The organism is Mycolicibacterium thermoresistibile (assembly GCF_900187065.1).
Taxonomy (GTDB): domain Bacteria; phylum Actinomycetota; class Actinomycetes; order Mycobacteriales; family Mycobacteriaceae; genus Mycobacterium; species Mycobacterium thermoresistibile.
In genome coordinates this window covers 1,103,815-1,130,610 of record NZ_LT906483.1, presented here as the reverse complement: position 1 = coordinate 1,130,610, position 26,796 = coordinate 1,103,815, and the positions used below count along the sequence as shown (strand labels likewise).

General features: G+C 68.9%; 24 protein-coding genes and 1 pseudogene. 7 read left to right on the top strand and 18 right to left on the bottom strand.

Features of this window, described 5'->3' with window-relative positions:
* Nucleotides 1–43 precede the first annotated feature (43 nt).
* Nucleotides 44–889 carry a hypothetical protein gene (locus CKW28_RS05210; RefSeq protein WP_003928066.1) on the bottom strand — a complete coding sequence of 282 codons (846 nt, stop codon included), beginning with the start codon at nucleotides 887–889 and terminating at the stop codon, nucleotides 44–46.
* 452 nt (nucleotides 890–1,341) lie between these two features.
* Between CKW28_RS05210 and CKW28_RS05205 the strand changes: the two genes are divergently transcribed.
* Nucleotides 1,342–1,635 carry a WhiB family transcriptional regulator gene (locus tag CKW28_RS05205; RefSeq protein ID WP_003928065.1) on the top strand — a complete coding sequence of 98 codons (294 nt, stop codon included), beginning with the start codon at nucleotides 1,342–1,344 and terminating at the stop codon, nucleotides 1,633–1,635.
* A 14-nt stretch (nucleotides 1,636–1,649) separates the two neighbouring features.
* Here CKW28_RS05205 and fgd read toward each other — a convergent pair whose 3' ends face one another.
* From fgd to tal, 4 genes and pseudogenes are all read right to left on the bottom strand, one after another.
* Nucleotides 1,650–2,684, bottom strand: coding sequence for a glucose-6-phosphate dehydrogenase (coenzyme-F420) (gene fgd / locus CKW28_RS05200; protein ID WP_040548748.1), 1,035 nt, complete (start codon nucleotides 2,682–2,684; stop codon nucleotides 1,650–1,652).
* The gene (gene pgi / locus CKW28_RS05195) at nucleotides 2,681–4,285 is read right to left on the bottom strand and encodes a glucose-6-phosphate isomerase (RefSeq protein WP_003928063.1); all 1,605 of its coding nucleotides are present in this window, start codon (nucleotides 4,283–4,285) and stop codon (nucleotides 2,681–2,683) included. Before pgi ends, fgd begins: the two co-directional genes overlap by 4 nt.
* Before the next feature lie 26 nt (nucleotides 4,286–4,311).
* A complete protein-coding gene (gene gnd / locus CKW28_RS05190; protein WP_003928062.1) occupies nucleotides 4,312–5,331 on the bottom strand; it encodes a phosphogluconate dehydrogenase (NAD(+)-dependent, decarboxylating) in 1,020 nt (339 codons plus the stop codon).
* Nucleotides 5,332–5,355: 24 nt separating this feature from the next.
* Nucleotides 5,356–6,470, bottom strand: a pseudogene (gene tal / locus CKW28_RS05185) (transaldolase).
* Nucleotides 6,471–6,639: 169 nt separating this feature from the next.
* Here tal and CKW28_RS05180 point away from each other — a divergent pair.
* Entirely contained in the window at nucleotides 6,640–7,416 is a 777-nt protein-coding gene (locus CKW28_RS05180) for a DeoR/GlpR family DNA-binding transcription regulator (RefSeq protein ID WP_003928059.1), read from the top strand.
* 62 nt (nucleotides 7,417–7,478) lie between these two features.
* Here CKW28_RS05180 and CKW28_RS05175 read toward each other — a convergent pair whose 3' ends face one another.
* The gene (locus CKW28_RS05175) at nucleotides 7,479–8,534 is read right to left on the bottom strand and encodes a 3-deoxy-7-phosphoheptulonate synthase (RefSeq protein ID WP_003928058.1); all 1,056 of its coding nucleotides are present in this window, start codon (nucleotides 8,532–8,534) and stop codon (nucleotides 7,479–7,481) included.
* Nucleotides 8,535–8,852: 318 nt separating this feature from the next.
* Between CKW28_RS05175 and CKW28_RS05170 the strand changes: the two genes are divergently transcribed.
* Nucleotides 8,853–9,899, top strand: coding sequence for an NAD(P)-dependent alcohol dehydrogenase (locus CKW28_RS05170; protein WP_040548746.1), 1,047 nt, complete (start codon nucleotides 8,853–8,855; stop codon nucleotides 9,897–9,899).
* Between the two features lie 103 nt (nucleotides 9,900–10,002).
* Here the strand turns inward: CKW28_RS05170 and groL are convergent, their stop codons facing one another.
* From groL to CKW28_RS05120, 10 genes are all read right to left on the bottom strand, one after another.
* Complete coding sequence (gene groL / locus CKW28_RS05165) at nucleotides 10,003–11,616, bottom strand: chaperonin GroEL (protein ID WP_003928056.1); 1,614 nt, start codon at nucleotides 11,614–11,616, stop codon at nucleotides 10,003–10,005.
* Nucleotides 11,617–11,701: 85 nt separating this feature from the next.
* Entirely contained in the window at nucleotides 11,702–12,004 is a 303-nt protein-coding gene (gene groES, locus CKW28_RS05160) for a co-chaperone GroES (protein ID WP_003928055.1), read from the bottom strand.
* Between the two features lie 184 nt (nucleotides 12,005–12,188).
* Nucleotides 12,189–13,211, bottom strand: a complete 1,023-nt coding sequence (gene tsaD, locus CKW28_RS05155) for a tRNA (adenosine(37)-N6)-threonylcarbamoyltransferase complex transferase subunit TsaD (RefSeq protein ID WP_003928054.1) — start codon at nucleotides 13,209–13,211, stop codon at nucleotides 12,189–12,191.
* Nucleotides 13,208–13,702 (bottom strand): ribosomal protein S18-alanine N-acetyltransferase, encoded by a 495-nt coding sequence (rimI, locus tag CKW28_RS05150; RefSeq protein WP_003928053.1) that lies wholly within the window; start codon nucleotides 13,700–13,702, stop codon nucleotides 13,208–13,210. The genes tsaD and rimI overlap by 4 nt, the downstream gene beginning before the upstream one ends.
* Nucleotides 13,699–14,337, bottom strand: a complete 639-nt coding sequence (gene tsaB, locus CKW28_RS05145) for a tRNA (adenosine(37)-N6)-threonylcarbamoyltransferase complex dimerization subunit type 1 TsaB (RefSeq protein WP_003928052.1) — start codon at nucleotides 14,335–14,337, stop codon at nucleotides 13,699–13,701. The genes rimI and tsaB overlap by 4 nt, the downstream gene beginning before the upstream one ends.
* Nucleotides 14,334–14,813, bottom strand: coding sequence for a tRNA (adenosine(37)-N6)-threonylcarbamoyltransferase complex ATPase subunit type 1 TsaE (tsaE, locus tag CKW28_RS05140; RefSeq protein ID WP_003928051.1), 480 nt, complete (start codon nucleotides 14,811–14,813; stop codon nucleotides 14,334–14,336). Before tsaE ends, tsaB begins: the two co-directional genes overlap by 4 nt.
* Complete coding sequence (locus CKW28_RS05135) at nucleotides 14,806–15,861, bottom strand: alpha/beta fold hydrolase (protein ID WP_050812137.1); 1,056 nt, start codon at nucleotides 15,859–15,861, stop codon at nucleotides 14,806–14,808. Before CKW28_RS05135 ends, tsaE begins: the two co-directional genes overlap by 8 nt.
* Nucleotides 15,862–16,025: 164 nt before the next feature.
* Nucleotides 16,026–17,246, bottom strand: a complete 1,221-nt coding sequence (gene alr, locus CKW28_RS05130) for an alanine racemase (RefSeq protein ID WP_003928049.1) — start codon at nucleotides 17,244–17,246, stop codon at nucleotides 16,026–16,028.
* Between the two features lie 89 nt (nucleotides 17,247–17,335).
* The gene (gene gad, locus CKW28_RS05125; RefSeq protein ID WP_040548743.1) at nucleotides 17,336–18,727 is read right to left on the bottom strand and encodes a glutamate decarboxylase; all 1,392 of its coding nucleotides are present in this window, start codon (nucleotides 18,725–18,727) and stop codon (nucleotides 17,336–17,338) included.
* A 13-nt stretch (nucleotides 18,728–18,740) separates the two neighbouring features.
* Nucleotides 18,741–20,162, bottom strand: coding sequence for an NAD(P)H-hydrate dehydratase (locus tag CKW28_RS05120; RefSeq protein WP_003928047.1), 1,422 nt, complete (start codon nucleotides 20,160–20,162; stop codon nucleotides 18,741–18,743).
* A 552-nt stretch (nucleotides 20,163–20,714) separates the two neighbouring features.
* On the opposite strand from CKW28_RS05120, the gene ectA reads away from it, so the two are divergent.
* The 4 genes from ectA to thpD are packed head-to-tail and all read left to right on the top strand — an operon-like array spanning nucleotide 20,715 to nucleotide 23,942.
* Nucleotides 20,715–21,290 (top strand): diaminobutyrate acetyltransferase, encoded by a 576-nt coding sequence (ectA, locus tag CKW28_RS05115; RefSeq protein WP_081475624.1) that lies wholly within the window; start codon nucleotides 20,715–20,717, stop codon nucleotides 21,288–21,290.
* Nucleotides 21,291–21,311: 21 nt separating this feature from the next.
* Nucleotides 21,312–22,592, top strand: a complete 1,281-nt coding sequence (gene ectB / locus CKW28_RS05110) for a diaminobutyrate--2-oxoglutarate transaminase (protein WP_003928045.1) — start codon at nucleotides 21,312–21,314, stop codon at nucleotides 22,590–22,592.
* Nucleotides 22,593–22,626: 34 nt separating this feature from the next.
* A complete protein-coding gene (locus CKW28_RS05105) occupies nucleotides 22,627–23,022 on the top strand; it encodes an ectoine synthase (RefSeq protein WP_003928044.1) in 396 nt (131 codons plus the stop codon).
* A gap of 23 nt (nucleotides 23,023–23,045) precedes the next feature.
* Nucleotides 23,046–23,942, top strand: a complete 897-nt coding sequence (thpD, locus tag CKW28_RS05100; RefSeq protein ID WP_003928043.1) for an ectoine hydroxylase — start codon at nucleotides 23,046–23,048, stop codon at nucleotides 23,940–23,942.
* 22 nt (nucleotides 23,943–23,964) lie between these two features.
* Here thpD and CKW28_RS05095 read toward each other — a convergent pair whose 3' ends face one another.
* Together CKW28_RS05095 and glmS are read right to left on the bottom strand one after the other, a co-directional pair.
* On the bottom strand, nucleotides 23,965–24,906 hold the full coding sequence (locus CKW28_RS05095; RefSeq protein ID WP_003928042.1) for an alpha/beta fold hydrolase: 942 nt from the start codon (nucleotides 24,904–24,906) through the stop codon (nucleotides 23,965–23,967).
* A complete protein-coding gene (glmS, locus tag CKW28_RS05090) occupies nucleotides 24,903–26,771 on the bottom strand; it encodes a glutamine--fructose-6-phosphate transaminase (isomerizing) (RefSeq protein WP_003928041.1) in 1,869 nt (622 codons plus the stop codon). The genes CKW28_RS05095 and glmS overlap by 4 nt, the downstream gene beginning before the upstream one ends.
* Nucleotides 26,772–26,796 lie beyond the last annotated feature (25 nt).

The following is a 26,796-nucleotide window of genomic DNA, read 5'->3' as shown; positions in this document are numbered from 1 at the left end:
TCTCCAGCGTTACGTCGGGGCGCGGCCCGGCGGTGTGATTCAGCTAAACCTTATCGGTGGGGTCGGTGGGGCCCGGGTCGCGAGCCGTCCACACGCCACCCCTGCGTCGCACTGTATCGGCGGCCTCGGCGCGCACCGCGGCGACGCGCTCCGGTGACAGCGCCGCGCTGCCGATGTCGGCCAGCAGGCAGCACACCGCCCACCGCAACGGAACCAGCCCGTATCGCTCGGTGTCGCCCAGGGCCGCGTCGGCGATCCGGCGGGAGCGGTCCAACTCGCCGCCGGCGCACAGGGCAGCGGCCAGCACCACCGCGGACTTGACCCGGTGCCGGGCCGAGCCCAGCGCGGCGGCCAGGTCGACGGCCTGTTCGGCGTGGGTGACCGCGGTGCCGGCGTCACCGCGGGCCATCGCCAGCTCAGCCGTGACCCAGGCCTGCCGGACCCGGAGCCGTTGGGAGCCCTGCGCGGCCGGGACGGCGGACCGATCGAGCAGGCGTCGCGCGAGGGAGAACCGGCCCAACCCGAGAGCGTCGGCGGCCAACCCCACCAGCGCGTCCGCCGCGGCGTCGGGGTGGTTCCCGGCGGCGGCCCAGGCGCGACCGTCCCATCCACGGGCGTGGGCGTGACCGCCGAGTTGGCGCAGGAACGAGGCGTGGGTGCTGTGGGCCAGCGAGTGGTGCGCGCCGCCGGCGCATCCGCGGCGCAGCGTGTCGAGATCGGCGAGCGCGGTCCCGTAGCGGCCCTGCCCACCGGCGGCGACCGCGCGCAGCCACAGTTCATGCGGTGTCGCGGCGGGTGGTAGCGGCCAGCGGCCCGGATCCTCGCCGAACGCGGCACTGGTCAGAACCTCCCCCGCGGTGCCGGAGGTCCCGCACGTCCTCGATGCCATCGAAGCGATGACGCTACCAAGGGATCCGCCGGAGAGCGGCGGGCCACCCTGATGACGACTTTGCCGGGACGGGACGACGAGCGCCGCCGATCGTCGGCGAATCATTTCGTTAATAGTTTGTGGTGCCAAGGTTACAGAATCGTTAATGGATTCGGTCGCCCTGAATGCCCGCATCCCAAATGCGGGAAGAAATAGCCGAATTCAGGTGTGAAATGTTGCCCTCCGGGCCGAAATTCCCGCCCAGAACGTCCTCACACCGGCGCAAAGATGAACGTGAGGTAAACTCCTGAGCTGGGCATATGGCGTTGGACACAGCGGGTCGCTATTGACTCGATTTATTGAGCCTCCCTATCTTATGGGCACGAGTGGTCATCGGCGACAGTTGCTCGATCAGTTCCATGAACTCACGCATTCCAGGGTCAAAGAATTGGATGCGTAGGGAGGGGTTTCCCATGCCACAGCCACAACAGCTGCCCGGCCCGAACGCCGACATGTGGGACTGGCAGATGAAGGGTGTTTGCCGGGGCGTTGATTCGTCGGTGTTCTTCCACCCCGACGGAGAGCGCGGGCGGGCGCGCGCGGAGCGTGAGATGCGCGCCAAGGCGCTCTGCCGGCAGTGCCCGGTGATCGTCCAGTGCCGCACCCACGCCCTGTCGGTGGGTGAGCCCTACGGCATCTGGGGTGGTCTGGGTGAGAGCGAACGGGAGATGCTGCTGAAGCGGGGCGGGTTCCGCCGGTCGGCCTGAGTCGCGACCCGGGGTCACTGCAATGACCGCAGTCGCGGGGCGAGGTCCTTCTCGAACAGCGTCAGGAAACGGGGCTGGTCGCTTCCGGGGGCGTGGAACACCAGGTGGTTGAACCCGGCGTCAACGTACTGCTTGATCTCGTCGACCGCCTGATCGGGGTCGGAGGCGACGATCCAGCGTCTGGCGATCTGTTCGATCGGCAGTCTGTCGGCGATCCGCTCCATCTCGACCGGGTCGTCGATGGAGTGTTTCTGTTCGGGGGTCAATGACAGCGGCGCCCAGAATCGGGTGTTCTCGAGCGCCTGCGCGGGGTCCGGATCGTAGGAGATCTTGATCTCGATCATGCGATCGATCTGGTCGGGTTCGCGCCCGGCCGCGCGGGCGCCCTCGGTCACCGCCGGCATCAGTTTCTGTGTGTACAGGTCCATCCCTTTGCCGGAGGTGCAGATGAATCCGTCGCCGGCCGTCCCCGCATAACGGGCGACGGTCGGGCCACCGGCGGCGATGTAGACCGGGATGCCGTCGTCGGGCACGTCATATATCGATGCGCCCCGCGCGGTGTAGTAGTCGCCGTCGAAGTCGACCCGATCACCGGACCACAGTGCGCGCATCAGCGTCACCGCCTCCCGGAGCCGGGCGAACCGCTCGGTGAACCTCGGCCATTCGCCGGCCCCGCCGGTGGCGATCTCGTTGAGCGCTTCTCCGGTGCCGACACCCAGCATGATCCGACCGGGGAAGAGGCACCCCATGGTGGCGAAGGCCTGGGCGATCACCGCGGGGTTGTAGCGGAATGTCGGGGTCAGCACCGATGTGCCCAGCGCGAGCGTGGTGGTCCGCTCGCCGACCGCGGCCATCCACGCGAGCGCGAACGGAGCATGGCCGCCGTTGTGCCGCCAGGGCTGGAAGTGGTCGCTGACGGCGGCGCTGTCCATCCCGTGCGCTTCCGCGAGTACGCCCAGCTCGACGAGTTCCCGAGGGCTGAACTGCTCCGCCGATGCCTTGTATCCCAGTTTGAGGTTCACCGATGCCCTTCTGCTGTCGTGTGTCATGCCTGCCCTGCGGTTTCGCTCCGGGCTTTTCGGTAGCGGGCGATCAGGGCATTGGTCGAGCTGTCGTGAGCGTGGCCGGCGTCTGGGCCGAATTCCGTTGTGATCCGCGCGGCCAGGACCTTTCCCAGCTCCACGCCCCACTGGTCGAACGAGTTGATGCCCCAGAGCCACCCCTGGGTGAAGACCTTGTGTTCGTAGAGGGCGATGAGCTGTCCGAGGGTGTAGGGCGTGAGGCTCGGCAGCAGAATGGTGCTGCTCGGACGGTTGCCGGGGAATCTGCGGTGCGCGGGAGCCGGGCCGTTGTCGGGTTGCGGACGTCCGAACGCCAACGCCTCGGTCTGGGCGAACAGGTTGGCCATCAGAACGTCGTGGTGCCCGGCCAGGTCGTGTCCCGGTCGGAGAACGCCGATGAAGTCGCATGGCACCAGGACCGAACCCTGGTGCAGCAACTGAAAGAAGGCATGTTGTCCGTTGGTGCCCGGCTCCCCCCAGATGACAGGTGCGGTGGGTATTGCGCACCCGTGGCCGTCCCGGGTGACCGATTTCCCGTTGCTCTCCATCTCCAGCTGTTGCAGATAGGCGGGAAGCCGCGACAGTCGCTGGTCGTACGGCAGCACGGCGTGGGTCTGGGCACCCCAGAAGTTGCGATACCAGATGCCCAACAGGGCGAGCAGGATCGGAATGTTCTGCAACACAGGCGCGGTGCGGAAGTGCCGGTCCATCGAGTGCGCGCCGGCGAGGAACTCCCGGAACCGTCCGGGACCGATCGCGAGCATCAGAGAAAGCCCGATCGCCGAATGTATCGAGTACCGGCCGCCCACCCAGTCCCAGAACTCGAACATGTTGTCCGCTGTGATGCCGAATTCGGTCACGGCACGGGTGTTGGTGGACACCGCCACGAAATGTCTCGACACGGCGTCGTCGCCGAGCGCCGACTGCAGCCACGTGCGGGCGCTGTGCGCATTGAGCAGGGTCTCGGTTGTGGTGAATGTCTTCGAGGAGACGATGAACAACGTTGTCGCCGGATCCAGACTGCGCAGTACTCCGGCGAGGTCGTGACCGTCGACGTTGGCGACGAACCGAACGTCGAGTTCCGCGGCATGGCGCAGCGCTTGATACGCCATCGCCGGACCGAGGTCCGAACCACCGATACCGATGTTCACCACAGTGCGGATCGCGTCACCGGTGGCGCCTCGCCACGCTCCGTCCCGGACCCTGGTGGCGAACTCGCCCATCCGGGCCAGGACGTCGTGAACCGCTGGGACGACGTCACTTCCGTCGACGATGATCTCATCGTCGGCCGGCGCGCGCAGAGCGGTGTGCAGCGCAGGGCGATTCTCGCTCGTGTTGATCCGGTCGCCGGCGAACAGCGCCGTCAAGCCGGAGTCGAGATCACGTTCGGCGGCGAATTCGGCCAGCAGCTCCACGGTGCGCGCGGTGAGCAGATTCTTGGAGTAATCCAGCACGATCCCGTCGTGTTCGACCGTCATCGCCGGACCCCGGTCGGGATCCGCGGCGAAGAGCTCCGCGATCGAGACATCCGAGAGATGTTCCCGATGGGTTCGCAATCGCCGCCAGGCGGAAGTGGATTCGGGGCTCATGGGTTTCGGGCTCAGGGGGCTCGGGTTCACCGGGCGGCTCCTTTCCGGCGATGACCGCCAAACGCATGTCTCATCGCCGACAACGCCTTTCGTGAATAGTCGGCTTCCCCACGCGACGCGAACCGCTCATACAGGGCCGCGGTGAGCACCGGAGCCGGCACCCCTTCATCGACGGCGGTCTGCACCGCCCACCGGCCCTCTCCGGAATCATCGACCTCGGCGGAGAACTCGTCCAGCTGCGGGTTCGCGTAGACAGCGGCTGCGGTGAGGTCGACCAGCCACGAGCTCACCACGCTGCCGCGGCGCCATACCTCCAGGATGTCGGCGATGTCGAAGTCGTAGGTGTAGCAGTCCGCATCCGCCAGTGGCGCCGTCTCGGCGTCGACGGACCGCGTCTCGGCGCCGACATCGGCGTTACGCAGGATGGCCATCCCCTCGGCGAGTGCGGCCATCTGGCCGTACTCCACCCCGTTGTGGACCATCTTCACGAAATGGCCGGATCCGGCGGGACCGCAATGCAGATATCCGTGCTCGGCGGGGGTGATCCCGCCGGTGCGGCCGGGGGTACGGGTCGCGGTGTCCGCCCCGGGGGCGAGCGCCCGGAAGATCGGCTCGAGCCGTTCGACGATCCGGCTCTCACCTCCGATCATGAGGCAGAAGCCGCGGTCGGCGCCGTGCACGCCGCCGCTGGTGCCGACATCGAGATAGTGGATCCCGCGCGATGCGAGCCGCCTGGAACGGGCGATGGCGTCCCGGTAGTACGAGTTTCCGCCGTCGACGATCACATCGTCGAACTCCATCAACCCTTCGAGTTCGGCGATCACCTCGCCGGTCCGGGCCGCCGGCACCATCACCCACACGATGCGCGGAATCGCCAGTGCCTGGACCAGTTCCGCGAACGACTCGGCCCTCGACACGTGGGTGTCCGGTAGCCGGCCGACCGCGGCGGGGTCGGGGTCGTACACGACACAGGAGTGCTCCCGCGCTGTCAGCCGCCGTACCAGGCCGGAACCCATGCGGCCCGCACCGATCATTCCCAGTTGCATGTGAACCCCGTTGTTGTCGGAGAGTCAGATTTTCCGATGACGTGCCAGCATCGTGGACACGTCGTCGATGAGTGCCTTCCAGGCATCCTGGAACTGGGCGACACCGGCCTGTTCCAAGGTCCTGGCGACCTCGGCCATGTCGATCCCGAGTTCGTACAGCCCGTCATGGACCGCGCGGGCCGGCACATAGTTCGCGGTCATCCGGTCCCCACGCACCACCCCGTGCTCGGCGACCGCCACCAGCGTGGCCTCGGGCATGGTGTTGACCGTGCCGGGCGCCACCAGTTCCACCACGTAGCGGGTGTCGTCGTAGGCCGGATCCTTGACCCCGGTGGAGGCCCACAACGGCCGTTGTGGATGTGCACCGGCGTCGGCCAGGCCGGCCCATCGCGGTCCGGACATGGTCTGCCTGTACGCCTGATAGGCCAGGGTGGCATTGGCGATCGCCGCCCGGCCACGCAGTGCACGCGCCTTCGGGTTGTCCGACCCGTCGAGCCGCTGGTCCACCTCGGTGTCTACCCGCGAGATGAAAAAGGATGCCACCGAGGCAATCTCAGCCAGGTTGTGGCCGTTCTTCCGGGCCAGTTCCATACCGTCGAGAAAGGCGGCCATCACCTCGCGGTAACGCTCCACCGAGAAGATGAGCGTCGCGTTCACGCTGATCCCCTCGGCCAGGCAGGCCCTGATCGCGGGCAGCCCCGCCGGTGTCGCCGGGATCTTGATCATCGCGTTCGGCCGGTCCACCAGCCACCACAACAAGCGGGCCTCCGCGACGGTCCGCGGCGTGTCGTCGGCCCCCAGTTCGGGTCGACCTCGATCGAGACCCGGCCGTCCTGCCCCGCGGTGGATTCGTAGACCGGACGCAGGATGTCGCATGCCCGGCGTACATCGCTGCACATGAGCGACCGCACCGCCTCGGTGGCGCCCATACCCAGGTGCGCGTATTCACGCAGCTGGTCCTCGTACTGCTCGGAATCACGCAATGACTGCCGGAAAATCGCCGGGTTGGTCGTGACCCCCACGATCTGCCCTTCGCGGACACGCCGCACCAGATCACCGGACATCAAACGGGCTCTACTCAGATCATCCAACCAGATCGAGACGCCCTCGACGGCGAGTTGCCGCAAGGTGTCAGGCAACGGTCATCCCCTACCGGTCAATGGAATTGATTGCACGAATTCGTGCGCTAATGCACGCAATCATGCATTGCAGGCACGAATTCTGTCAAGCGGCGTGCCGGGGACGTACGATGCCTGCGGCACCAGAGCGCCACGACCACATCCACGCGGGGACACCGGAGGTGATGCCTTGCTCGCCAGCGACCGCCGACGCGAGATCTTCAACCGGCTGGTGCGCGAGGGGTATGTCGAGGCCAAGGAACTCGCTGAGGAACTGGGTGTCGACGCGTCGACGATTCGACGCGATCTGGATACACTCGCCCGCAGTGGCCAGGTGAAACGCACCCACGGTGGGGCCCGCACGGTTCCGGGCGTCAGCGCCGACCTCCCCTACTCGATGAAGGAGACGGCGCGTCTGGATCAGAAGGCCGCCATCGCCGGGGTGGCGGTTCAGCGGGTGCGGGACGGTGACACCGTCGTCCTCGACAGCGGCTCGACCACCTACGAGATCGCGGTCCGGCTCCGCAACCACGAGGACCTGACGGTGATCACCAACGATCTGCGGATCGCGACGTTCATCGCCGACCTGCGACGGTTCCGGCTACTGGTGGCCGGCGGCGAACTGCTGGGGTCGGTCTACACCCTGACCGGCCGGCGGACGGTCGAATTCCTGCTCGACTATGCCGCGGACTGGACGTTCCTCGGGGCCGATGCCGTCGACGCCGCCGCCGGCATCACCAACACCAACACGTTGGAGATCCCCGTCAAACGCGCGATGCTCGAGGTGGCCGCCACCACCGTCGTCGTCGCGGACAGCTCAAAATTCGGTCACCGTGCGCTCGCCAAGGTCGCCGACCTCGATGAGGTCGACGAGATCATCACCGATTCGGATCTCCCGTCCGATTCGGTGGACGTCTTCGGAAAGAACCTGATCACCGTCGCCGACCCGGCCCCGACCCCGGGTTGAACCCGGCGGCACCGGGACGTGAAACGGCCGCTGACCACCCGGCCGCGGCGGCTGAGCGCGAACTAACGCCGCTTGGCCAGTTCCCGCAGCACCGAGTCGGTGGTCGCCCAGTCCATGCACTTGTCGGTGACCGACTGCCCGTAGGTCAGCGGCTTCGTGTCCGGAGACTGCGCTCCGGCCACCAGGAAGCTCTCCAGCATCACCCCGCTGATCGGCAGGCCCGCGCGGACCAGTTTCGCCACCTCGACGGCCACCTCGGCCTGGCGGACGTGGTCCTTGCCGGAGTTGGCGTGGCTGCAGTCGACGACCACCCGTCCGGGCAGTCCGGCGGCGGTCAGCATGTCGGCGGTCTGGCGCACCGACTCGGCATCCCAGTTCGGGCCCCGGGATCCGCCCCGCAGAATCACGTGGCAGTCCTCATTGCCCTCGGTGCTGACCAGCGCACCGCGACCGAGATCGTCCATGCCGAAGAACACGTGCGGAGCAGCGGCGGCCTTCACACCGTCCACCGCGACCTGGATGTTGCCGTCGGTGCCGTTCTTGAACCCGACCGGCATGGACAGCCCGGACGCCAGCTGGCGATGAACCTGGGATTCGGTGGTGCGGGCGCCGATCGCACCCCACGCCACCGCGTCGGCGATGTACTGCGGGCTGTTCGGCTCCAGGAACTCACACCCCACCGGCAGACCGATGTCGATGACGTCGAGCAGCAGCTGCCGCGCGATGCGCAGCCCCCGCGCCACGTCGAACGTGCCGTCCATCGCCGGGTCGTTGATCAGGCCTTTCCAGCCCACCGTGGTGCGCGGCTTCTCGAAGTACACCCGCATCACGACCTTGAGGTCGTCCCGGAGCTCCTCGGCGACCTTGACCAGCCGGCTGGCGTAATCCAGCGCGGCGGCCGGGTCGTGCACCGAGCAGGGGCCGACCACCGCGAGCAGGCGGTCGTCGCGGCCGGCGAGGATGTCGGCGATCTCGTCCCGGTCGCGGGCGACCAGCTCCGCGCGGCGCGCGCCCAGCGGGAACTCGCTGAGCACGTCGTGCGGGCTGGGGATCTCGAGGAAGCCACGGATGCGCCGGTCCGACGTCTTGGGTGCTGTCGTGATCTGCGCCGAGTTCATGTACGGGTGCCTTTCCTGGTTGTGGGCACCTGGTGCAACCCGGTGCCCTCTTCAATGACGAAAGGCAGCGACCTGCTGGTCACTGCCTTGGGCTCCGGGTGGATGCGTGCTAACGCCGTGCCTTATCGGCTCCGCCCGGAGCCTTGATAAAGCGCCAATAGCCGGCACACACACCGATGTTCACGCCGCCCAGGCTATACCGCGTCCGGCGCCAGGCCAAATCCGGGGTGACCCCCGTCACCGGCGAACCGCCGCGAACTCGCCCGAAATACGGCGTATCGAGGGGTTTCCTGCGTCTGCCGGGCGGAGACTGGTGATATGAAGGCACTTCGGCTGATGGACTGGAAGAGCGAACCGGAACTGGTCGAGGTTCCCGACCCCACCCCGGGACCCGGGCAGGTCCTCGTCAAGATCGGCGGCGCCGGTGCCTGCCACTCCGACCTGCACCTCATGCACGACTTCGAGCCCGGGATGATGCCGTGGCAACTGCCGTTCACGCTCGGCCATGAGAACGCCGGCTGGGTCGCCGCCGTCGGCGCGGGCGTCGGCACCGTGACGGAGGGCGATGCGGTGGCCGTGTACGGGCCGTGGGGCTGCGGCACCTGCGAGCGTTGCATGGGCGGAGCGGAGAACTACTGCGAGAACCCGGCCGGTGCCCCGGTGCTCAGCGGAGGCGCCGGGCTCGGCATGGACGGCGGCATGGCCGAGTACCTCCTGGTGCCGGCGGAGCGGCTGGTGGTGAAGCTGCCCGAGTCGATGACGCCGGTGACCGCCGCGGCGCTCACCGACGCCGGGCTGACCCCTTACCACGCCATCCGGAGGTCGTGGCCGAAGCTGACCCCGACGTCGACGGCGGTCGTGATCGGCGTCGGCGGGCTGGGCCACGTGGCGGTGCAGCTCGTCAAGGCGACCACGGCGGCACGCCTGATCGCGGTCGACAACCGATCGGAGGCCCTCGAGTTGGCCCGGGAGATGGGCGCCGACCACGTCGTCAGGTCCGACGAGCAGGCGGTCGAGGCGATCTGGGAGCTCACCGGAGGCCGCGGCGCGGACGTGCTGCTGGATTTCGTGGGCGCTGACGCGACGATCGAACTCGCCCGCGCGGCGGCCCGCCCGCTCGGGGATGTGACGATCGTGGGCATCGCGGGCGGTTCGGTGCCGCTGTCGTTCTTCTCCCAGCCCTACGAGGTGAGCATCCAGACGACCTACTGGGGCACCCGGCCGGAACTCGTCGAACTGCTGGACCTGGCGGCCAGGGGTCTGGTCCACGTGGAGTCCACGACCTACCCGCTCGACGACGCCCTGCAGGCCTACCGCGATCTGCGCGCGGGCAGGGTGCGCGGCCGCGCCGTCATCGTGCCCTGACGGTGTCTCTGACGTCGTTCCTGACGTCGGAGCTGCGGAACAGACAAGACACCCCCGGCCGAATGACCGGGGGTGTCCTGTGACTCGTGCGGGTCAGTCGGGATCAGTGCACGTGGCCGTGCCCGTGGTCGTCCTGCTCCTCCTCGGGCTTCTCCACGACCGCCGTCTCGGTGGTCAGCACCATCCGCGCCACCGAGGCGGCGTTGAGCACCGCGGTCCGGGTGACCTTCGCCGGGTCGATGACACCGTCGGCCATCAGGTCGCCGTAGCTGAGGGTCGCGGCGTTGAAGCCGTGGTTGTCCGGCATCTCGGCGACCTTGGCCACCACCACCGAACCGTCCAGGCCGGCGTTGGTGGCGATCCAGTACAGCGGCGCCGACAACGCCTCGGCGAAGATCGACACACCGAGCGCCTCGTCACCGGACAGCGAGTCGCGCAGTTTGTCGAGCGCCGGGCGGACCTGCAGCAGGGCCACCCCGCCCCCGACGACGACGCCCTCCTCGACCGCGGCCTTGGCGGCGGCGACGGCGTCCTCCACGCTCTCCTTGCGTTCCTTGAGCGCCGTCTCGGTGGCCGCACCCACCTTGATCACCGCAACGCCGCCGGCCAGCTTGGCCAGCCGCTCCTCGAGCTTCTCCCGATCCCAGTCGGAGTCGGTGGTCTCGATCTCCTTGCGCAGCTGGGCCGCCCGCTCCGCGATCGCCTCCTTGGTGCCGCCACCGTCGACGATCACGGTGTCGTCCTTGGTGACCACCACACGCCGCGCGGTGCCGAGCACCTCCAGGCCGACCTCACGCAGCACCAGGCCGACGTCGGGGTTGACCACCTGACCGCCGGTGACGATGGCGAGGTCCTCCAGGAACGCCTTGCGGCGGTCACCGAAGAACGGCGCCTTGACCGCGACGGCCTTCAGCGTCTTGCGGATCGCGTTGACGACCAGGGTGGACAGCGCCTCACCCTCGACGTCCTCGGCGATGACCAGCAGCGGCTTACCGGACTCGGCCACCTTCTCCAGCAGCGGCAGCAGATCCGGCAGCGAGCTGATCTTCTCCCGGTGCAGCAGCACGTAGGCGTCCTCGAGCACCGCCTGCTGGGTGTCGAAGTCGGTGACGAAGTACGCCGACAGGTAACCCTTGTCGAAGCCGACACCCTCGGTGATCTCCACCTCGGTGTCCAGGGTCGACGACTCCTCGACGGTCACCACACCGTCGTGGCCGACCCGGGTCATCGCCTCGGCGACCATCTCGCCGATCTCCGGGTCCCGCGACGACACGGTGGCGACCTGCGCGATGGCGCTCCTGTCCTTGACCGGCGTGGCCGCAGCCAGCAGCGCCTCGCCGACCGCGTCGGCGGCCTTCGCGATACCCGAGCCCAGAGCCAGCGGGTTCGCACCGGCGGCCACATTCTTCAGACCCGCCTGGACCAGCGCCTGGGCGAGCACGGTCGCGGTGGTGGTGCCGTCACCGGCGATGTCGTTGGTCTTGGTGGCGACCGACTTCACCAGCTGCGCACCGAGGTTCTCGAACGGATCCTCGAGCTCGATCTCGCGGGCGATGGTGACACCGTCGTTGGTCACCTGCGGGCCGCCGAACGCCTTGGCCAGGACCACATGCCGGCCGCGCGGGCCGAGCGTCACCTTGACCGCGTCGGCGAGCTTGTCGACACCGGTCTCCAAAGCCCGGCGCGCGATCTCGTTGTACTCAATCAGCTTGCTCATATGTCTGTCCTGACTCCGTTAAGCCACACCGCCCCGGAAACCACCCATCACGTCCGTGTGGGGGTTTCCGGGGCGGGCATGACTACTACTTGTTGACGACCGCCAGCACGTCGCGAGCCGACAGGATCAGGTACTCCTCGCCGTTGTACTTGATCTCGGTGCCGCCGTACTTGCTGTAGATGACGGTGTCGCCTTCCTTGACGTCCAGCGGAATCCGCTTCTCGCCGTCCTCGTCCCAGCGGCCAGGGCCGACCGCGACGACAGTGCCTTCCTGCGGCTTCTCCTTGGCGGTGTCGGGAATGACCAGGCCCGAGGCGGTGGTCGTCTCAGCCTCGTTGGCCTGTACGAGGATCTTGTCCTCGAGTGGCTTGATGTTCACGCTCGCCACGATGGAGCCCTCCACTAGTTCGGGTGCGATCCGGGGTCCCGGATCGGTTCGTGATTACAGGTTGTTCGGCAAGCGTCCGTGCGCCGTCGTCGCGGGTGCCGGCGCAGGTGGTACGTCTGCCACCTAGCACTCTATACCCGAGAGTGCTAGCACTCAAGGTGGACCCGGTGCCTAACGCCGCCGGTCACACCACCTGACCCTGCACCACCGGCAACCCCGGATCGCTGGCACAGTCCAGCGGCGACGGGGCGGCGCCCGCGGCGATGAGGTGCGCGGCGTAGGAGGCGATCATCGCGCCGTTGTCGGTGCACAGCCGCGGACGCGGGATGCGCAGCGTCAGAGCGGCTTCGGCGCACCGCTCGGCCGCCAACTCACGCAACCGGGAGTTGGCCGCCACGCCCCCGGCGATCAGCAGCGTCGACACACCCAGGTCGGTGCAGGCGCGCACCGCCTTCGCGGTGAGCACGTCGGCCACCGCCTCCTGGAATCCGGCGGCGATATCGGCCGGCGCGGCGTCGGGATGGGACTCCACATAACGCGCCACCGCGGTCTTGAGACCGGAGAAGCTGAACGAGTATGGGGCGTCGCGCGGGCCGGTCATCCCGCGCGGAAAGGTGATCGCCGTCGAATCGCCCTGCCGGGCCAGTTCGTCGAGCACCCGTCCGCCCGGATAGCCCAGCCCGAGCAGCCGGGCCACCTTGTCGTAGGCCTCCCCCGCGGCGTCATCGACAGTGCTGCCGAGTTCGATGATCGGCTCCCCCAGAGACCGCACGTGCAGCAGGTGGGTGTGCCCGCCCGACACCAGCAGCCCGACGCTCTCCGGCAACGGGCCGTGCTCGTAGACGTCGGCGGCCAGGTGGCCGCCGAGGTGGTTGACGGCATAGAACGGCACCTGCCACGCGGCGGCGTAGGCCTTCGCCGCCGCCACCCCCACCAGCAGCGCCCCGGCCAGACCGGGACCGATGGTGGCCGCCACCACATCCGGGCGCCGCACACCCGCCGCGGCCAGGGCCCGGCGCATGGTGGGTTGCAGGGCCTCCAGATGTGCCCGGGACGCGATCTCGGGCACCACCCCGCCGAACCGGGCGTGTTCGTCGACGCTGGACGCGACCTCGTCGGCCAACAGGGTCACCGAACCGTCCGGAGCGAGCTCGGCGATGCCGACCCCGGTTTCGTCGCAGGAGCTCTCGATGGCCAGGATGATCATGTCGGGTCCCGTCTCATGGTGTAGGCGTCGGCGCCGCTCTGCCGGTAGTAGCGGCGGCGCAGCCCGATCCGCGTGAACCCGGCCGACTCGTAGAGGTTGATGGCCGGCTCGTTGTCGGTGCGGACCTCCAGGTACACGGTGGCGCCGTCGGCGAACGCCAGCAGCTCGTCGAGCAACCGCCGCCCGATGCCCCGGCCCTGATAGGCCGGGTCGATCGCGATGGTGTGGATCTCGTACTCGTACGGCGGTTTCCGGCCGAGCCGCGAGATCCCGCCGTATCCGACGAGCAGGTCGCCGGTGGGACGGGTGGTGTCGCGGGCGGCGAGGTAGCGGTTGTGCGGCACCGCGATCTCGGCGCGGAACGCCGCGACCGGCCACGGGTCGTCCCCGCCGAACAGTTCCAGTTCCAGCTCGGCGCACCGGCGGGCGTCGGCGGGGGTCAGCGGGGTCAGCACCACCCCGGTGTCGCGATCGCGGTCCGGCGCCGTCATCGGTTTCTCGCCACCGCCGGTTTCGCGTCGGGCCGGCGCAGATACAGCGGTTTCAGGGCGGCCGGCGGGCTGTCCCAGTCCGGCACCACCCGCACCAGGCCGACCGGGGTGGGCCGGGCCGGCGGCAACGCCGGTAGGTCGAACAGGCCGATGTGGTCGCGCGAGCCAGCCACCGCGTCCGCGGTCGGGACGTCGGCCGGGGAGTCGACGGCGGGTCCGTCGGTCCGCACCCCGCCGCGATACCGCGCCCAGTAGACCTCGCGCCGGCGGGCATCGGTCACCACCAGCACGTGCCCGGCGGTGTCCGCGGTGTCGACGCCGATGGCGTCCAGGCTGCACACCCCGTGCACCGGGATGTCCAGGGCGTGACCGTAGGCGGCCGCGCTGGCCATTCCCACCCGCAGGCCGGTGAACGGTCCCGGTCCGCAGCCGACCACCACCGCGTCGAGGTCGTCGAACGCCAGCCCGGCTTCCGCCAGCGCGGCGACCACGTTCGGGGTGAGCCGCTCGGCGTGCGCCCGGGCGTCCACGGTGACCTTCTCGGCCAGCAACTCCTCGCCGGCGGGGGTGCGCCGGACCACCCCGGCGCTGACGGCGGGGGTGGCGGTGTCGATGGTGAGGATCAACATGGTCATGCACCGCTCCAACGCCACATCGCGGTGCGCACCTCCGACGCCGGTGCGCGTTCCAACCGGATCTCCAGATGCCGCTCGGCGAGCCGTTCGACCACCCCTTCACCCCATTCGACCACGACGACGGCATCGTCGAGATCGGTGTCGAGGTCGAGCGAGTCGAGTTCGGCCGGCAGGTCCACCCCGGGGGTGTCCAGCAACCGGTACATGTCGACGTGCACCATGGCCGGGGCACCGGGGCGGCGGGGACGGTGTACCCGGGCCAGCACGAAGGTCGGCGACGTCACCGGACCCTCGACGTCCAGGGCTTCGGCGATCCCTTTGGCCAGCACCGTTTTCCCGGCCCCCAGCGGACCGGACAACACCACCACGTCACCGGCGCGCAGGTCCGCGCCGAGCCGCTTGCCGAGGGCGAGAGTGTCTGCGGCCGTGGGCAACTCAGCGGTACCGGCGCGGTTCTCCCTGCGCGACTCAGTCATGGGGACGCACCTTGTCGCGTATCCGCCGGGTCAGGGCCACCAGCGTGGACGGGGTCGCCCGCTGCACCAGCCGCACCAGCGCGTCGTTGATCACTTCCGGCGCCTCCAACTGCACGAGATGGCCGGCGCCCTCGACGATGAGCAGTTCGGAATCGGGCAGCGCCGCGGCCATCCTCTTCGAATGTACCGCCGGAGTGAGCACATCGTCGCTGCCGCAGGCGATCAGCGTGGGGATGCGGGCCAGCACCGGAAGCGCCGCGGTCTCGTCGTGCACCTCCAGGGCGTGCATGAACTCGACCAGGGTGGCGATCGGGGTGTTCTGGATCATGCTCTCCGAGAACGCCATCACGCTGGGGCTCACCCGGTCGCTGCCGAAGGACGCGGCCCGGAGGATCGGTCGCAGCACCGTCCAGGCCGCACCGCGGGTGCGGTGCACCAGTCCGGGCGCGTAGCGGGCGGCGAACCGGAACGCCTCCAGCGCCGGGTTCTGCAGGATCTCGCCCAGCGGGGAGCGCGGCAACCCCTCGGCCGCCGAGGAGATCACCGCGGCGCCGACGATCCGGCGTCCGTAGCGCCGCGGGAACTGGCGGGCGTGGGACAGCACCGTCATCCCGCCCATGGAGTGTCCCACCAGCACGATCGGTCCGCGCGGAACGACCACCCGCAGCACGGTCTCCAGGTCCTGTCCCAACTGGGGCACGGTGTAGGTCTCGGTGTGCGCCTCGCCGGACTGTCCGTGGCCGCGCTGGTCGTAGAACACCATCCGGACCTGATCGCCCCACTCCTGCTCGAGCCGGGCCCGCTGAAAGTGGAAGGCGCCCATCCGCAGACACCAGCCGTGTGCGAACACCACGGTGACCGGTGCGGTGATGGGCCCCACCTCACGCACCACCAGCGGCACACCGTCTGGGGTGGTGACCACCACCGCGCGGTCGGCCTCCAACAGCGCGAAATCCTCGCCCTCATAAGGGTCTATGCGGCGACGGCGGCGTAACGAACGGGCCGCCGAGACACCGGCGACCGTGCCGACGGCGGTCAGCCCCGCCACCCCGGCCGTCAACTTCGGGTACTTCACCACGCGTGGCTTCGATGTGTCCTCGGCGTCGGAGGCGTCCGCCACCCGGGTGGCGCTCCTGGTGGCACGGCGCACGATCTGTTCATCCCAGCTGCGGCGTCGACGCGGCCGGGGCGCAGCCTCACCCGACGACCCGGTCACACCGAACCCACCTCCGAACGGCCGGCGTGCCGGGGCGCCGCGGCCCGGGCATCCGCCTCCCGGTACGTGCGCACCACCCGGCCGCGCGGACTGGTCACCACCTCGTAGTGGATGGTGTCCAGCAGATCGGCCCAGTCCTGCGCCGACGGCTCGCCCGAATCGCCCGGCCCGAACAGGATCGCCTCGTCGCCTTCGGTGACGTCGACGGGGCCGGGTCCGAGGTCGACGACGAACTGGTCCATGCACACCCGGCCGACATTGCGGTGCCGACGCCCGTTGATCAGCACCTCGAACCGGTTGCTCAGCGGCCGGAACACCCCGTCCGCGTAACCGATCGGCAGCAGCGCGATGGTGGTGTCGCGGTCCGCGGTCCACGCATGCCCGTAGGACACCCCCTCACCGGCACGGACCTGTTTCACCAGCGCCACCGGGCATTTGAGGGTCATGGCGGGTTTCAACCCGAGGTCACCGCGCTGCGGGATCGGGCTCAGGCCGTACACCGCGATTCCGGCGCGGACCATGTCGAAGGCCAGATCCGGCCGGCTCATCGTGCCGGCCGAATTGCACAGGTGGGCGATCTCGAACCGCAGGCCGGCGTCACGGGCCTGCGCCCGCATCTCCGAGAAGCGTTGCCGCTGAATGTCGGTCACCGGGTTGTCGGGTTCGTCGGCGGCCACCAGATGGCTCATGACGGCGCGCAGCCGGATCGCCCCCTCGGCCTGGGCGCGCCGCACCGCCGCCAGTACCTCGGGATACTCCGCACGGCTGACCCCGTTGCGGTTCAGTCCGGTGTCCACCTTGACGCTCAGCGTCGCGGTCACCCCGGTGCGGCGCGCGGCGTCGAGGACCTCGTCGAGTTGACGGCGCGACGACACCGCCACCTCGATCTGCGCCCGCAGCGCGGGGGCGTAGTCGGTGCCGGGCGGGTTCAGCCAGGACAGCACCGGGGCGGTGACCCCGTCACGGCGCAGCGCCAGCGCCTCGCCGACCGTGGCCACCCCGAGTTCGGTGGCGCCGGCCGCCAGTGCGGTGCGGGCGACCGCGGTGGCGCCGTGACCGTAGCCGTCGGCCTTCACCACGGCCATCACCTGCGCCGATCCGGCACGTTCCCGCACCACCCGCACGTTGTGCGCGATCGCGCCGAGGTCCACCACCGCCTCTGCGGTGGCGGACGACACCGTGCGCTGCGCCGGGTGCCCGGTCGTGTCGGAGCCCATAACGCCCCCGATTGTCCCAGAACCCGGCGAGCGGTCCGCGGCCCCGCCGCCGGCGCCCCGGCCGGACGCCGTGGGCGGCGCCTCGCGGGTCAGTGCGCGAACGGCTGCAGCGAGTCGAACTGACCGCCTGGCTTGAGCTCGTCGAGCTGTTCGATGACGGTCATCATGTCATCGCACAGCACGCGGGCCAGATCGGCGGACAGCCCTTCGCGAACGACGACGCGCAGCACGGCGACATCGGTGGCGTTCTCGGGCATGGTGTAGGCCGGCACCTGCCATCCGTAGGCGCGCAAGGCGTGCGAGACGTCGAACTCGGTGTAACCGCGGTCACCGGTCAACCGGAAGCTGACCACCGGGATGGCCGTGCCGTCCGAGATCACCTCGAAATGCTCGCTGGCCCGCAGCTGATCGCCCAGCCAGCGGGCGGTGTCGGACAGGGTCTTCATCACCTGTCCGTAACCGGCCCGGCCCAACCGCAGGAAGTTGTAGTACTGGCCGACGACCTGGTTTCCGGGCCGGGAGAAGTTCAGCGTGAAGGTCGGCATGTCCCCGCCGAGATAGTTCACCCGGAAGACCAGGTCCTCGGGCAGATGCTCGGCGCTGCGCCAGACGACGAACCCGATGCCCGGATAGGTCAGCCCGTACTTGTGGCCGCTGACGTTGATCGACACCACCCTCGGCAGCCGGAAGTCCCACTCCAGATCGGGGTGCAGGAACGGGACGACGAAGCCCCCGCTGGCGGCGTCCACGTGCACCGGCACATCCGGTCCCCCGTCGGCGGCCAGCTTGTCCAGCGCGGCACAGATCTCACCGACCGGCTCCAGTTCCCCGGTGAACGTGGTGCCCAGGATCGCCACCACCCCGATCGTGTCCTCGTCGACGTGCTCGAGCACCTGCTGCGGGGTGATGACGTAGCGGCCCTTCTCCATCGGCAGATAACGCGGTTCGACGTCGAAATACCGGGCGAACTTCTCCCACACCACCTGCACGTTGGCGCCCATGATCAGGTTGGGGGTTCTCGACCGCCAGTCCTTGCCGGCCTTTTCCATCCGCCGGCGCCAGCGCCACTTCAACGCCAGCCCGGCCAGCATGACCGCCTCACTCGAACCGATCGTGGAGACCCCGGTCGCGCTGGACGGGTCGTCGTCCCGCAGATCCTCGGCGTGGAACAGGTCCGCCACCATGCACACACAGCGCTGTTCGATCGCCGCGGTGGCCGGGTACTCGTCCTTGTCGATCATGTTCTTGTCGAACGTCTGGGCCATCAGCTTCTCGGCCTCCGGATCCATCCACGTGGTGACGAACGTCGCCAGGTTCAGCCGGGAGCTGCCGTCGAGCATCAGCTCGTCGGAGATGAATCGGTACACCGCTTCCGGCGCCATCGGATCGTCGGGGAGACGCAGCGACGGAACGGGATTGGTGGCCAACCGGCCTGTATAGGCAGGTGTGATCTGAACACCGGGCCGGTACTTCCGCGACATGTCTTCGGTCCTTTCAGAGGCGGGCAACTGCGGTGCGGATGTGCTGCAGGATCCTCGACGCCGAGGTCTGCGTGGAGTGTGGGCCGGGGTCGGCGGCCGACAGGTTCGCGGCCCGGCTGTGCACGAACGCCGCCGCTGCGGCGGCCTCCACGGCGGGCAGGCCGGAGGCCAGCAGCGCACCGATCATCCCGGACAGCACATCGCCGGACCCGGCGGTGGCGGACCAGGATTCCCCGGCGGGATTGAGGTAGACCGGTCCGCCGGGTTCGGCGATCACCGTGACATGCCCCTTGAGGAGCACCGTGGCGCCCAGGTCCTCGGCCAACCGCCGCGCCGCGGCGACCCGGTCGGCACCGGGCGGGCCGGAAGCCAGCCGGGCGAACTCCCCCGCGTGCGGGGTCAGCACCGTGGGTGCGGAACGTCCCCGCACCAGTTCCGGGCGGGCGGCCAGCAGGGTCAGACCGTCGGCGTCGACGAGCACCGGCAGATCGGTGCGCAGCGCGAACTCCAGCGTCTCGGCCGCGGTGTCGTCGGTGCCCAGGCCGGGCCCGACCACCCACGCCTGAACCCGGCCGGCGGTTTCCGGGCGTTCGGTCGCGATGACCTCCGGCCAGCTCGAAAGAACGTGCGCCGCTGCACTTCCGGCGTATCGCACCATGCCGGACGTGGTCGCGACGGCAGCTCCGACGCACAGCACCGCGGCCCCCGGATAGGTCGCGGAACCGGCCAGGATGCCGGCCACGCCCTGGGTGTACTTGTCATCGGCGGGCCCCGGCCGCGGCCACCGGGCGGCCACCTCGGCGGCATCGAAACCCCGTAGGTCACCGGGTTCGAGATCCAGCCCGATGTCGATGAGGTCCACCCGCCCGCAGTCCGCGAGAGCGTGCACCGGTTTGAGTCCACCGAACGTCACTGTGACGGTAGCGCGCACGTGCGGACCCTCGGCGGCCCCGGTGTGCACATCGATGCCGCTGGGCACGTCCACCGCCACCACCGGTATCCCGGCCTCGTCGACTGCGCCGAACACCGCGGCAGCCGGCGGCCGCAGCGGCCCGGAGCCGCCGATGCCGACCACCCCGTCGATCACCAGGTCCAGGTCCGGAGGCAGGGTTTCGACGACCCTCCCACCGGCCCGGCGGAAGGCGGCCAGCGCCCGGGGATGAGTGCGGTCGCCGGCGAGCAGTATCGCCGACACCGATGCGCCGCGGCGTCGCAGAAAAGTGCCCGCCCACAGCGCGTCACCGCCGTTGTCACCGGAGCCGACCACCGCGCACACCCGCCGCCCGGCGACACCGCCGGTGCGGGCCACCAACTCGCGGCCGATCACCGTGGCCAGTCCGAACGCGGCGCGCCGCATCAACGCGCCGGTGGGCAAACTCGCCAGCAGCGGCGCCTCGGCGGCCCGGATCGCCTCGGCGCTGTAGTAGTGCAGCATCACGTTCCCGTCTCGCTCAATGGTGTCGCGCTGCGTCGAGCGCTGTCGCAATCGGCGCCCTCCCGCGTGGAATCAGGTTACGACCCACCGGTCGGGTTACGACGCCATTGCCGCCCGCCGCCGGGCGGCGTTTCGGGGCCGGCCGCGGCGCCGGCCCGCCGACACCGCCCCGCCGGCGAATCGACAGACTTTGCCCGGCACCGAATCACCTGTCCCAGCTGCGGCGGCCCGGATCACGGCGATCTGTGGCCGATTCGATGAACAGGCGGATTTCCGGGCCAGAGTTGACGTCCTGACCTGCTTTTTTCTGTTCAATCGGCGTTGAAATCCGCCCCCGGGCCATATAACGATTTGATAACAACGCTCCTCGGGGCAGCTCCGCGCGCAGACCCGTCGTTTTCGCTGGTGTCCCCCCAGAAAGCGGCGCGAGAACGCACTTAGCCAGCGTTGCCGACGGTTGAACGGCTCTGTGAAGCGTGCTTAGGTCGGGAACGCCGATGACTTGACGAATGATTACGCGATAACTGATCGGTGGTGAACCGCTAACCCGTTATGCACGATCCTGATAGTGACCCAGGACCGCTCTCCACAATCGAATCTCCCCAACCACCGCGTCGATGGGACGCCCACCTGAGGCGGCCGCAAGCAGCAGACGCGCTCGGTATGCGCGAGATCGCCATTGCGACCGACGTCCTCGACGTCAACTCCACCTACGCCTATCTCCTTTTCGCCACTGATTTCGCGGCGACCTCGATCGTCGCCGACGTCGACGGCGAGCTGCACGGCTTCATCACGGGATATCACCCGCCCGACCGGCCCGAGGTGTTGTTCGTCTGGCAGGTGGCCGCCGCACCGGCCGCCCAGAAAACCGGGCTGGCCAGCGCCATGTTGGACCACCTGGTCCACCGGGTACGCACCGATCGGCACGGCCACCCCGTCACCGTCGAGGCGACGGTGACCCCGAGCAACACCGCATCACGCGCGTTCTTCGGCGCTTTCGCGCGGCGGCACGGGGTCCCGCTGATCGAACAGCCGCACTTCACCGCAGACATGCTCGACCGTCACGGGGACCACGAAGATGAGCCGATCCTGCGCATCGGGCCCATCACCGCCCCACTGACCAGCTGACACCGAAACGGAGGAAACCAAATGTCATTGCTGGCAACCACTTCCGAAACTGAGCTGCCCGAGGTCTTCTCCACGATCGAATCCGAGGTCCGCAGCTACTGCCGCGGCTGGCCCGCGGTCATGGAAAGCGCCCGCGGATCGTGGATCACCGACGTGTCCGGACAGCGTTACCTGGACTTCTTCGCCGGCGCCGGCGCGCTCAACTACGGACACAACAACCCGAAACTCAAAGAGCCGCTGCTGAAATACCTGATGTCGGACAACATCGTCCACTCCCTGGACATGGCCACGGCAGCCAAACAGGAGTTCCTGGAGACCTTCTCCGAGCTGATCCTGAAGCCCCGGGGTCTGGACTACAAGGTGCAGTTCCCCGGCCCCACCGGCGCCAACGCGGTGGAGTCGGCCCTCAAGCTCGCCCGCAAGGTGACCGGACGAGAGTCGATCGTCAGCTTCACCAACGCTTTTCACGGGATGACCCTCGGCGCCCTGTCGGTGACCGGCAACTCGATGAAGCGTGCGGGCGCGGGTGTGCCGCTCGTGCACTCCACGCCGATGCCGTATGACAACTACTTCGGCGGTGTGACCGAGGACTTCCAGTGGTTCGAGAAGGTCCTCGACGACGAGGGCAGCGGGCTCAACCGCCCGGCGGCCGTGATCGTGGAGACCGTCCAGGGTGAGGGTGGTCTGAACGTGGCCCGGGCGGAATGGCTGCGGGCGCTGGCCGAACTCTGCCACACCCGCGACATCCTGCTGATCGTCGACGACGTGCAGATGGGCTGTGGCCGCACCGGCGCCTTCTTCAGCTTCGAAGAGGCCGGCATCACCCCCGATATCGTCACGCTGTCGAAATCCATCAGCGGCTACGGGCTGCCGATGGCGCTGACCCTGTTCCGCCGCGAATTGGACGTGTGGGCCCCGGGTGAGCACAACGGCACCTTCCGCGGCCACAACCCCGCCTTCGTCACCGCGACCGCCGCGCTGAAGACGTACTGGCAGGACGACTCCTTCACCGCACAGACCGTGCGCAAGGGCGAATTCCTGCGCAACGAGCTGGAATCGATCGCGGCCCGCCACGAGGGCGTCAGCGCCCGCGGACGCGGAATGGCGCAGGGCCTGAAGTTCGAGCAGGAGGACCTGGCCGGCGCGGTGTGCCGCGCGGCGTTCGACCGGGGTCTGCTGATGGAGACCAGCGGACCGTCCGACGAGGTCGTCAAACTGCTTCCGCCGCTGACGATGTCGCAGGAAGAGCTGGAGGCCGGGCTGGGGATCCTGGCCGACGCCGTGGCCGCTACCGTCGACTAGACCCACCCATCCACCTCACAGGAGCAATCGCCGCATGATCGTGCGCACCACTGACGAGATCACCGGAACCGAACGCGATGTGTCGGGCGGTTCCTGGCGGTCGAAACGGATCATCCTCGCCGACGACGGTGTCGGCTTCTCGTTCCACGAGACCACCATCGAGACCGGCGCGGTGTGTGACTTCCACTACCGCTACCACGTGGAGGCGGTGTGGGTGGTGGAAGGCCGGGGCACCCTCACCGACAAGGAGACCGGTGAGGTTCACGAGCTGCGTCCGGGCACCATGTACCTGCTCGACGGCCACGAACGCCACCGCGTCACCTGCACCGAACAACTGCGGATGTTCTGTGTGTTCAATCCCCCGGTGACCGGCCGGGAGGTGCACGACGAGACCGGCGCCTATCCGCCGCCCGAAGCACTTCCGGCCTGACAACCCTCCCAAGCTGATGCACCATGACCCAGACACACGTCGTTGACCACTATCCGACCCGGTTGGACCACGCGATCGCGCCCATCCCCCGCGTCGACCCCACGGTGTGGGGTACCGCCGGGGACGGGCCGCTGCCGCAGCGGGTGCTCGACGAGTTCAGCGACCGCGGTTACCTGATCCGCCCCGACGCCGTTCCCGACGATTGGCTCCCGCGGTTGCGTCATGAGCTCGACCGCATCGGCGCCGACGTCGATGACGGCGACCCGCGGGTGATCCGGGAACCCAGCGGCAGCATCCGCTCGATCTTCGAACCGCACCTGCTCAGCGAATTGATCGACCAGGTGGTCCATCTGGACACCGTGCTGCCCGTCGCCCGCCAACTGCTCGGCGGCGACGTCTACATCCACCAGGCGCGGATCAACTTCATGCCGGGGTTCACCGGCACCGGGTTCTACTGGCACTCCGATTTCGAGACCTGGCACGCCGAGGACGGCATGCCCGCGATCCGGGCGGTGTCGTGTTCGATCGCGCTGACCGAGAACTACCCCTACAACGGGTCGCTGATGGTGATGCCCGGATCCCACCGGACGTTCTATCCCTGCGTCGGGGCGACACCGGTGAACAACCACACCACCTCGCTGGTGCGCCAGGACATCGGGGTGCCGGATCAGACCACGCTGACCAAGGTGGCCGACCAGCACGGGATCGACCAGTTCACCGGGCCGCCCGGCACCGCGCTGTGGTTCGACGCCAACCTGCTGCACGGTTCGGGCTCCAACATCACACCGTTCCCGCGGTCGAACATCTTTCTGGTGTTCAACTCGGTGGACAACGCGCTGACCGAACCGTTCGCGGCGCCCCAGCGACGGCCGGAGTACCTGGCCGCGCGCACGGTGCGCCCGCTGCGACCCGTCGCCTGAAAGCCGCGCTGCCCCACCGGGTTCACCCCCGGTGGGGAGAGTCGGAGTCGACGCGGGTCCAGAACTCCGCGGCGCGCTGCGCGATCCGCTCGGGGTACTCGCCGTTGATGGCGTGGGAGGCCGCCGGCCAGAGTTCCACCTCCCCGTGCGGCAACATCGACCGCGCCCGGCGGGTGGCGCGCTGCGCGTCGAGCATCACGCTGCGGCCCGCGATCAGCGCCAGCACCGGTCGGGTGACGGACCGCAACTGATCGTCGCTGAAGGATCGCGGAATAGGTTGTCGCAGCACGAAATTGCGTGACGCCGTGGCGATCAGCGCAGCCTCGTCCGCGGCGGCGTCGATGTCGGCTCCGCCGGAGATCCAGCGGAGCACCCGGCGACGCAGCGCTGGCGGGACCCCCGGCGCGATCAGCGCGATCGACGCCAACATCGGGGTGGTTCGCACCGGCGCGAACGTGAAGACCGGGTCGAGCAGCGTCAGCGACGCCACCCGCTGCGGGCGCCGCACCGCCAGGTTCATCGCCGTCCAACCGCCGATCGACACACCGAGCAGATGAGCGTGCGGCAACCCCAGCCCGGCCAGGGCGTCGTCGAGCCAGTGCGCGATGTCGTCGGCCGAACGGATCGGGGTGTGCTGCACGCTCAGGCCGGCCTCCCCGAGCAGATCGATGCCGTACACGGTGCGCTGTCGCAGCAGCGTCGGCAGATTTCCGCGGTACATCGGCGTGGCGGCGTTGCGGCCGGGCAACAGCACCACCGGCGGGCCCGCGGGTCCGTCGAACCGGTAGGCCCGGACGGTGCCGAACGCCGTGGTGACATCGCGAACCTCGAACGTCGGCAACGTCGCCATGCCGCGCCGGTACACCTCGAGGAACCGGTCGAAGGCCGCCGCATCGCGGAAATGCCCGATATCGCGGTGCGGTCCGATCCGGACATCGGGGACAGCCAGATCGGTCGGTGTCATTCCACCGTGACGGATTTGGCCAGATTACGCGGTTTGTCGACGTCGTAGCCGCGGGCCTGCGCCACCGAGGCGGCGAACACCTGCAGCGGAACGGTGGACAGCAACGGCTGGAAAAGCGTTGACACCACCGGGATCTCGATGAGATGGTCGGCGTACGGGCGGACCGTGTCGTCGCCCTCCTCGGCGATGACGATGGTGACCGCGCCGCGCGCCTGGATCTCCCGGATGTTGCTCAACAACTTGCCGTGCAGCGTCAACGCATGTTTGGGCGACGGCATCACCACGATGACCGGCAGGCCCTCCTCGATGAGGGCGATCGGGCCGTGTTTGAGCTCACCGGCGGCGAACCCCTCGGCATGCATGTACGCCAGCTCTTTGAGCTTGAGCGCCCCCTCAAGCGCCACCGGGTAGCCGACATGGCGGCCCAGGAAGAGCACCGCCGGCGCCCCGGCGAACTGCCGGGCCAGCGCCGAGACCGGTTCGACGGTGGACACCACCCGCTGCACCAGCGCCGGCATCGCCTCCAGTTCGCGGTACTCCCGTTCGACCTCGTCGGGGTACTTGGTGCCGCGCGCCTGTGCCAGCGCCAGGCCGACCAGATAGTTGGCGACGATCTGCGCCAGGAACGTCTTGGTGGCGGCCACCCCGATCTCCGGCCCGGCGCGGGTGTAGAGCACCGCGTCGGACTCCCGCGGGATCTGGCTGCCGTTGGTGTTGCAGATCGCCAGCACCTTGGCCTTCTGGGCCTTGGCGTGGCGCACCGCCTCCAGGGTGTCGGCGGTCTCCCCGGACTGGGAGATCGCCACCACCAGGGTGCTGCGGTCCAGCACCGGATCGCGGTAGCGGAACTCGCTGGCCAGCTCGACCTCGACCGGCAACCGGGTCCAGTGTTCGATCGCGTACTTGGCCAGCAGCCCGGAGTGGTATGCGGTGCCGCAGGCGACCACGAAGACCTTGTCGACCTCGCGCAGCTCCTGGTCGGAGAGGCGCTGCTCGTCGAGCACGATGCGGCCGTCGACGAAGTGGCCCAGCAGCGTGTCGGCGACCGCCGCGGGCTGTTCGGCGATCTCCTTGAGCATGAAGTACTCGTAGCCGCCCTTCTCGGCGGCCGACAGATCCCAGTCGATGTGGAAGTGCCGGGCCTGGGCGGTCACGTCGGCGCCGAGGAAGTCCAGCACCCGGTAGCTGTCGGCGGTGATCACGACGGCCTGATCCTGTCCCAGTTCCACCGCGTCGCGGGTGTGCTCGATGAACGCGGCGACGTCCGATCCGACGAACATCTCCCCGTCACCGACCCCGACCACCAACGGGGTGGACCGGCGGGCGGCGATGATGGTGCCCGGTTCGTCGGCGTTGGCGAACACCAGCGTGAAGTGGCCGTCCAGCCGCCGCAACACCGACAGCACCGAGGCGACGAAATCCCCGGCGGTCTCTCCGTGCTGATAGGCCCGGGCCAGCAGGTGGACCGCGACCTCGGTGTCGGTGTCGCTGGCGAACTCCACACCGGCGGCTTCGAGTTCCGCGCGCAACACCGCGTTGTTCTCGATGATGCCGTTGTGCGCGACCGCGAACTTCCCCGAGGCGTCACGGTGCGGGTGGGCGTTGCGGTCGGTGGGCCGGCCGTGGGTGGCCCACCGGGTGTGTCCCAGACCGGCCGTGCCGGCCAGCAGGCCGGGGTCGGTGGCGGCCAGCTCGGCTTCCAGATTCGCCAATCGTCCCGCGCGTCGACGTACCGTCAGGCCGCCGGCGCCGTCGAGGAGGGCCACCCCGGCGGAGTCGTATCCCCGGTATTCCATCCGGCGCAGCGCGTCGACCACGATGTCGAGGGCGTTGCGCGCCCCCACATAGCCGACGATCCCACACATAGCCACTCAGCGTAGTGGAAGTTCC

Excerpts from the sequence above, each read along its gene's own strand:
- CKW28_RS05210 (WP_003928066.1), bottom strand. The coding sequence starts at position 889 with ATGGCATCGAGGACGTGCGGGACCTCCGGCACCGCGGGGGAGGTTCTG.
- CKW28_RS05205 (WP_003928065.1), top strand. The coding sequence starts at position 1,342 with ATGCCACAGCCACAACAGCTGCCCGGCCCGAACGCCGACATGTGGGAC.
- fgd (WP_040548748.1), bottom strand. The coding sequence starts at position 2,684 with ATGACACACGACAGCAGAAGGGCATCGGTGAACCTCAAACTGGGATAC.
- pgi (WP_003928063.1), bottom strand. The coding sequence starts at position 4,285 with ATGAGCCCCGAATCCACTTCCGCCTGGCGGCGATTGCGAACCCATCGG.
- gnd (WP_003928062.1), bottom strand. The coding sequence starts at position 5,331 with ATGCAACTGGGAATGATCGGTGCGGGCCGCATGGGTTCCGGCCTGGTA.
- CKW28_RS05175 (WP_003928058.1), bottom strand. The coding sequence starts at position 8,534 with ATGAACTCGGCGCAGATCACGACAGCACCCAAGACGTCGGACCGGCGC.
- CKW28_RS05170 (WP_040548746.1), top strand. The coding sequence starts at position 8,853 with ATGAAGGCACTTCGGCTGATGGACTGGAAGAGCGAACCGGAACTGGTC.
- groL (WP_003928056.1), bottom strand. The coding sequence starts at position 11,616 with ATGAGCAAGCTGATTGAGTACAACGAGATCGCGCGCCGGGCTTTGGAG.
- tsaD (WP_003928054.1), bottom strand. The coding sequence starts at position 13,211 with ATGATCATCCTGGCCATCGAGAGCTCCTGCGACGAAACCGGGGTCGGC.
- rimI (WP_003928053.1), bottom strand. The coding sequence starts at position 13,702 with ATGACGGCGCCGGACCGCGATCGCGACACCGGGGTGGTGCTGACCCCG.
- tsaB (WP_003928052.1), bottom strand. The coding sequence starts at position 14,337 with ATGACCATGTTGATCCTCACCATCGACACCGCCACCCCCGCCGTCAGC.
- tsaE (WP_003928051.1), bottom strand. The coding sequence starts at position 14,813 with ATGACTGAGTCGCGCAGGGAGAACCGCGCCGGTACCGCTGAGTTGCCC.
- alr (WP_003928049.1), bottom strand. The coding sequence starts at position 17,246 with ATGGGCTCCGACACGACCGGGCACCCGGCGCAGCGCACGGTGTCGTCC.
- gad (WP_040548743.1), bottom strand. The coding sequence starts at position 18,727 with ATGTCGCGGAAGTACCGGCCCGGTGTTCAGATCACACCTGCCTATACA.
- CKW28_RS05120 (WP_003928047.1), bottom strand. The coding sequence starts at position 20,162 with ATGCTGCACTACTACAGCGCCGAGGCGATCCGGGCCGCCGAGGCGCCG.
- ectA (WP_081475624.1), top strand. The coding sequence starts at position 20,715 with ATGCACGATCCTGATAGTGACCCAGGACCGCTCTCCACAATCGAATCT.
- ectB (WP_003928045.1), top strand. The coding sequence starts at position 21,312 with ATGTCATTGCTGGCAACCACTTCCGAAACTGAGCTGCCCGAGGTCTTC.
- CKW28_RS05105 (WP_003928044.1), top strand. The coding sequence starts at position 22,627 with ATGATCGTGCGCACCACTGACGAGATCACCGGAACCGAACGCGATGTG.
- thpD (WP_003928043.1), top strand. The coding sequence starts at position 23,046 with ATGACCCAGACACACGTCGTTGACCACTATCCGACCCGGTTGGACCAC.
- CKW28_RS05095 (WP_003928042.1), bottom strand. The coding sequence starts at position 24,906 with ATGACACCGACCGATCTGGCTGTCCCCGATGTCCGGATCGGACCGCAC.
- glmS (WP_003928041.1), bottom strand. The coding sequence starts at position 26,771 with ATGTGTGGGATCGTCGGCTATGTGGGGGCGCGCAACGCCCTCGACATC.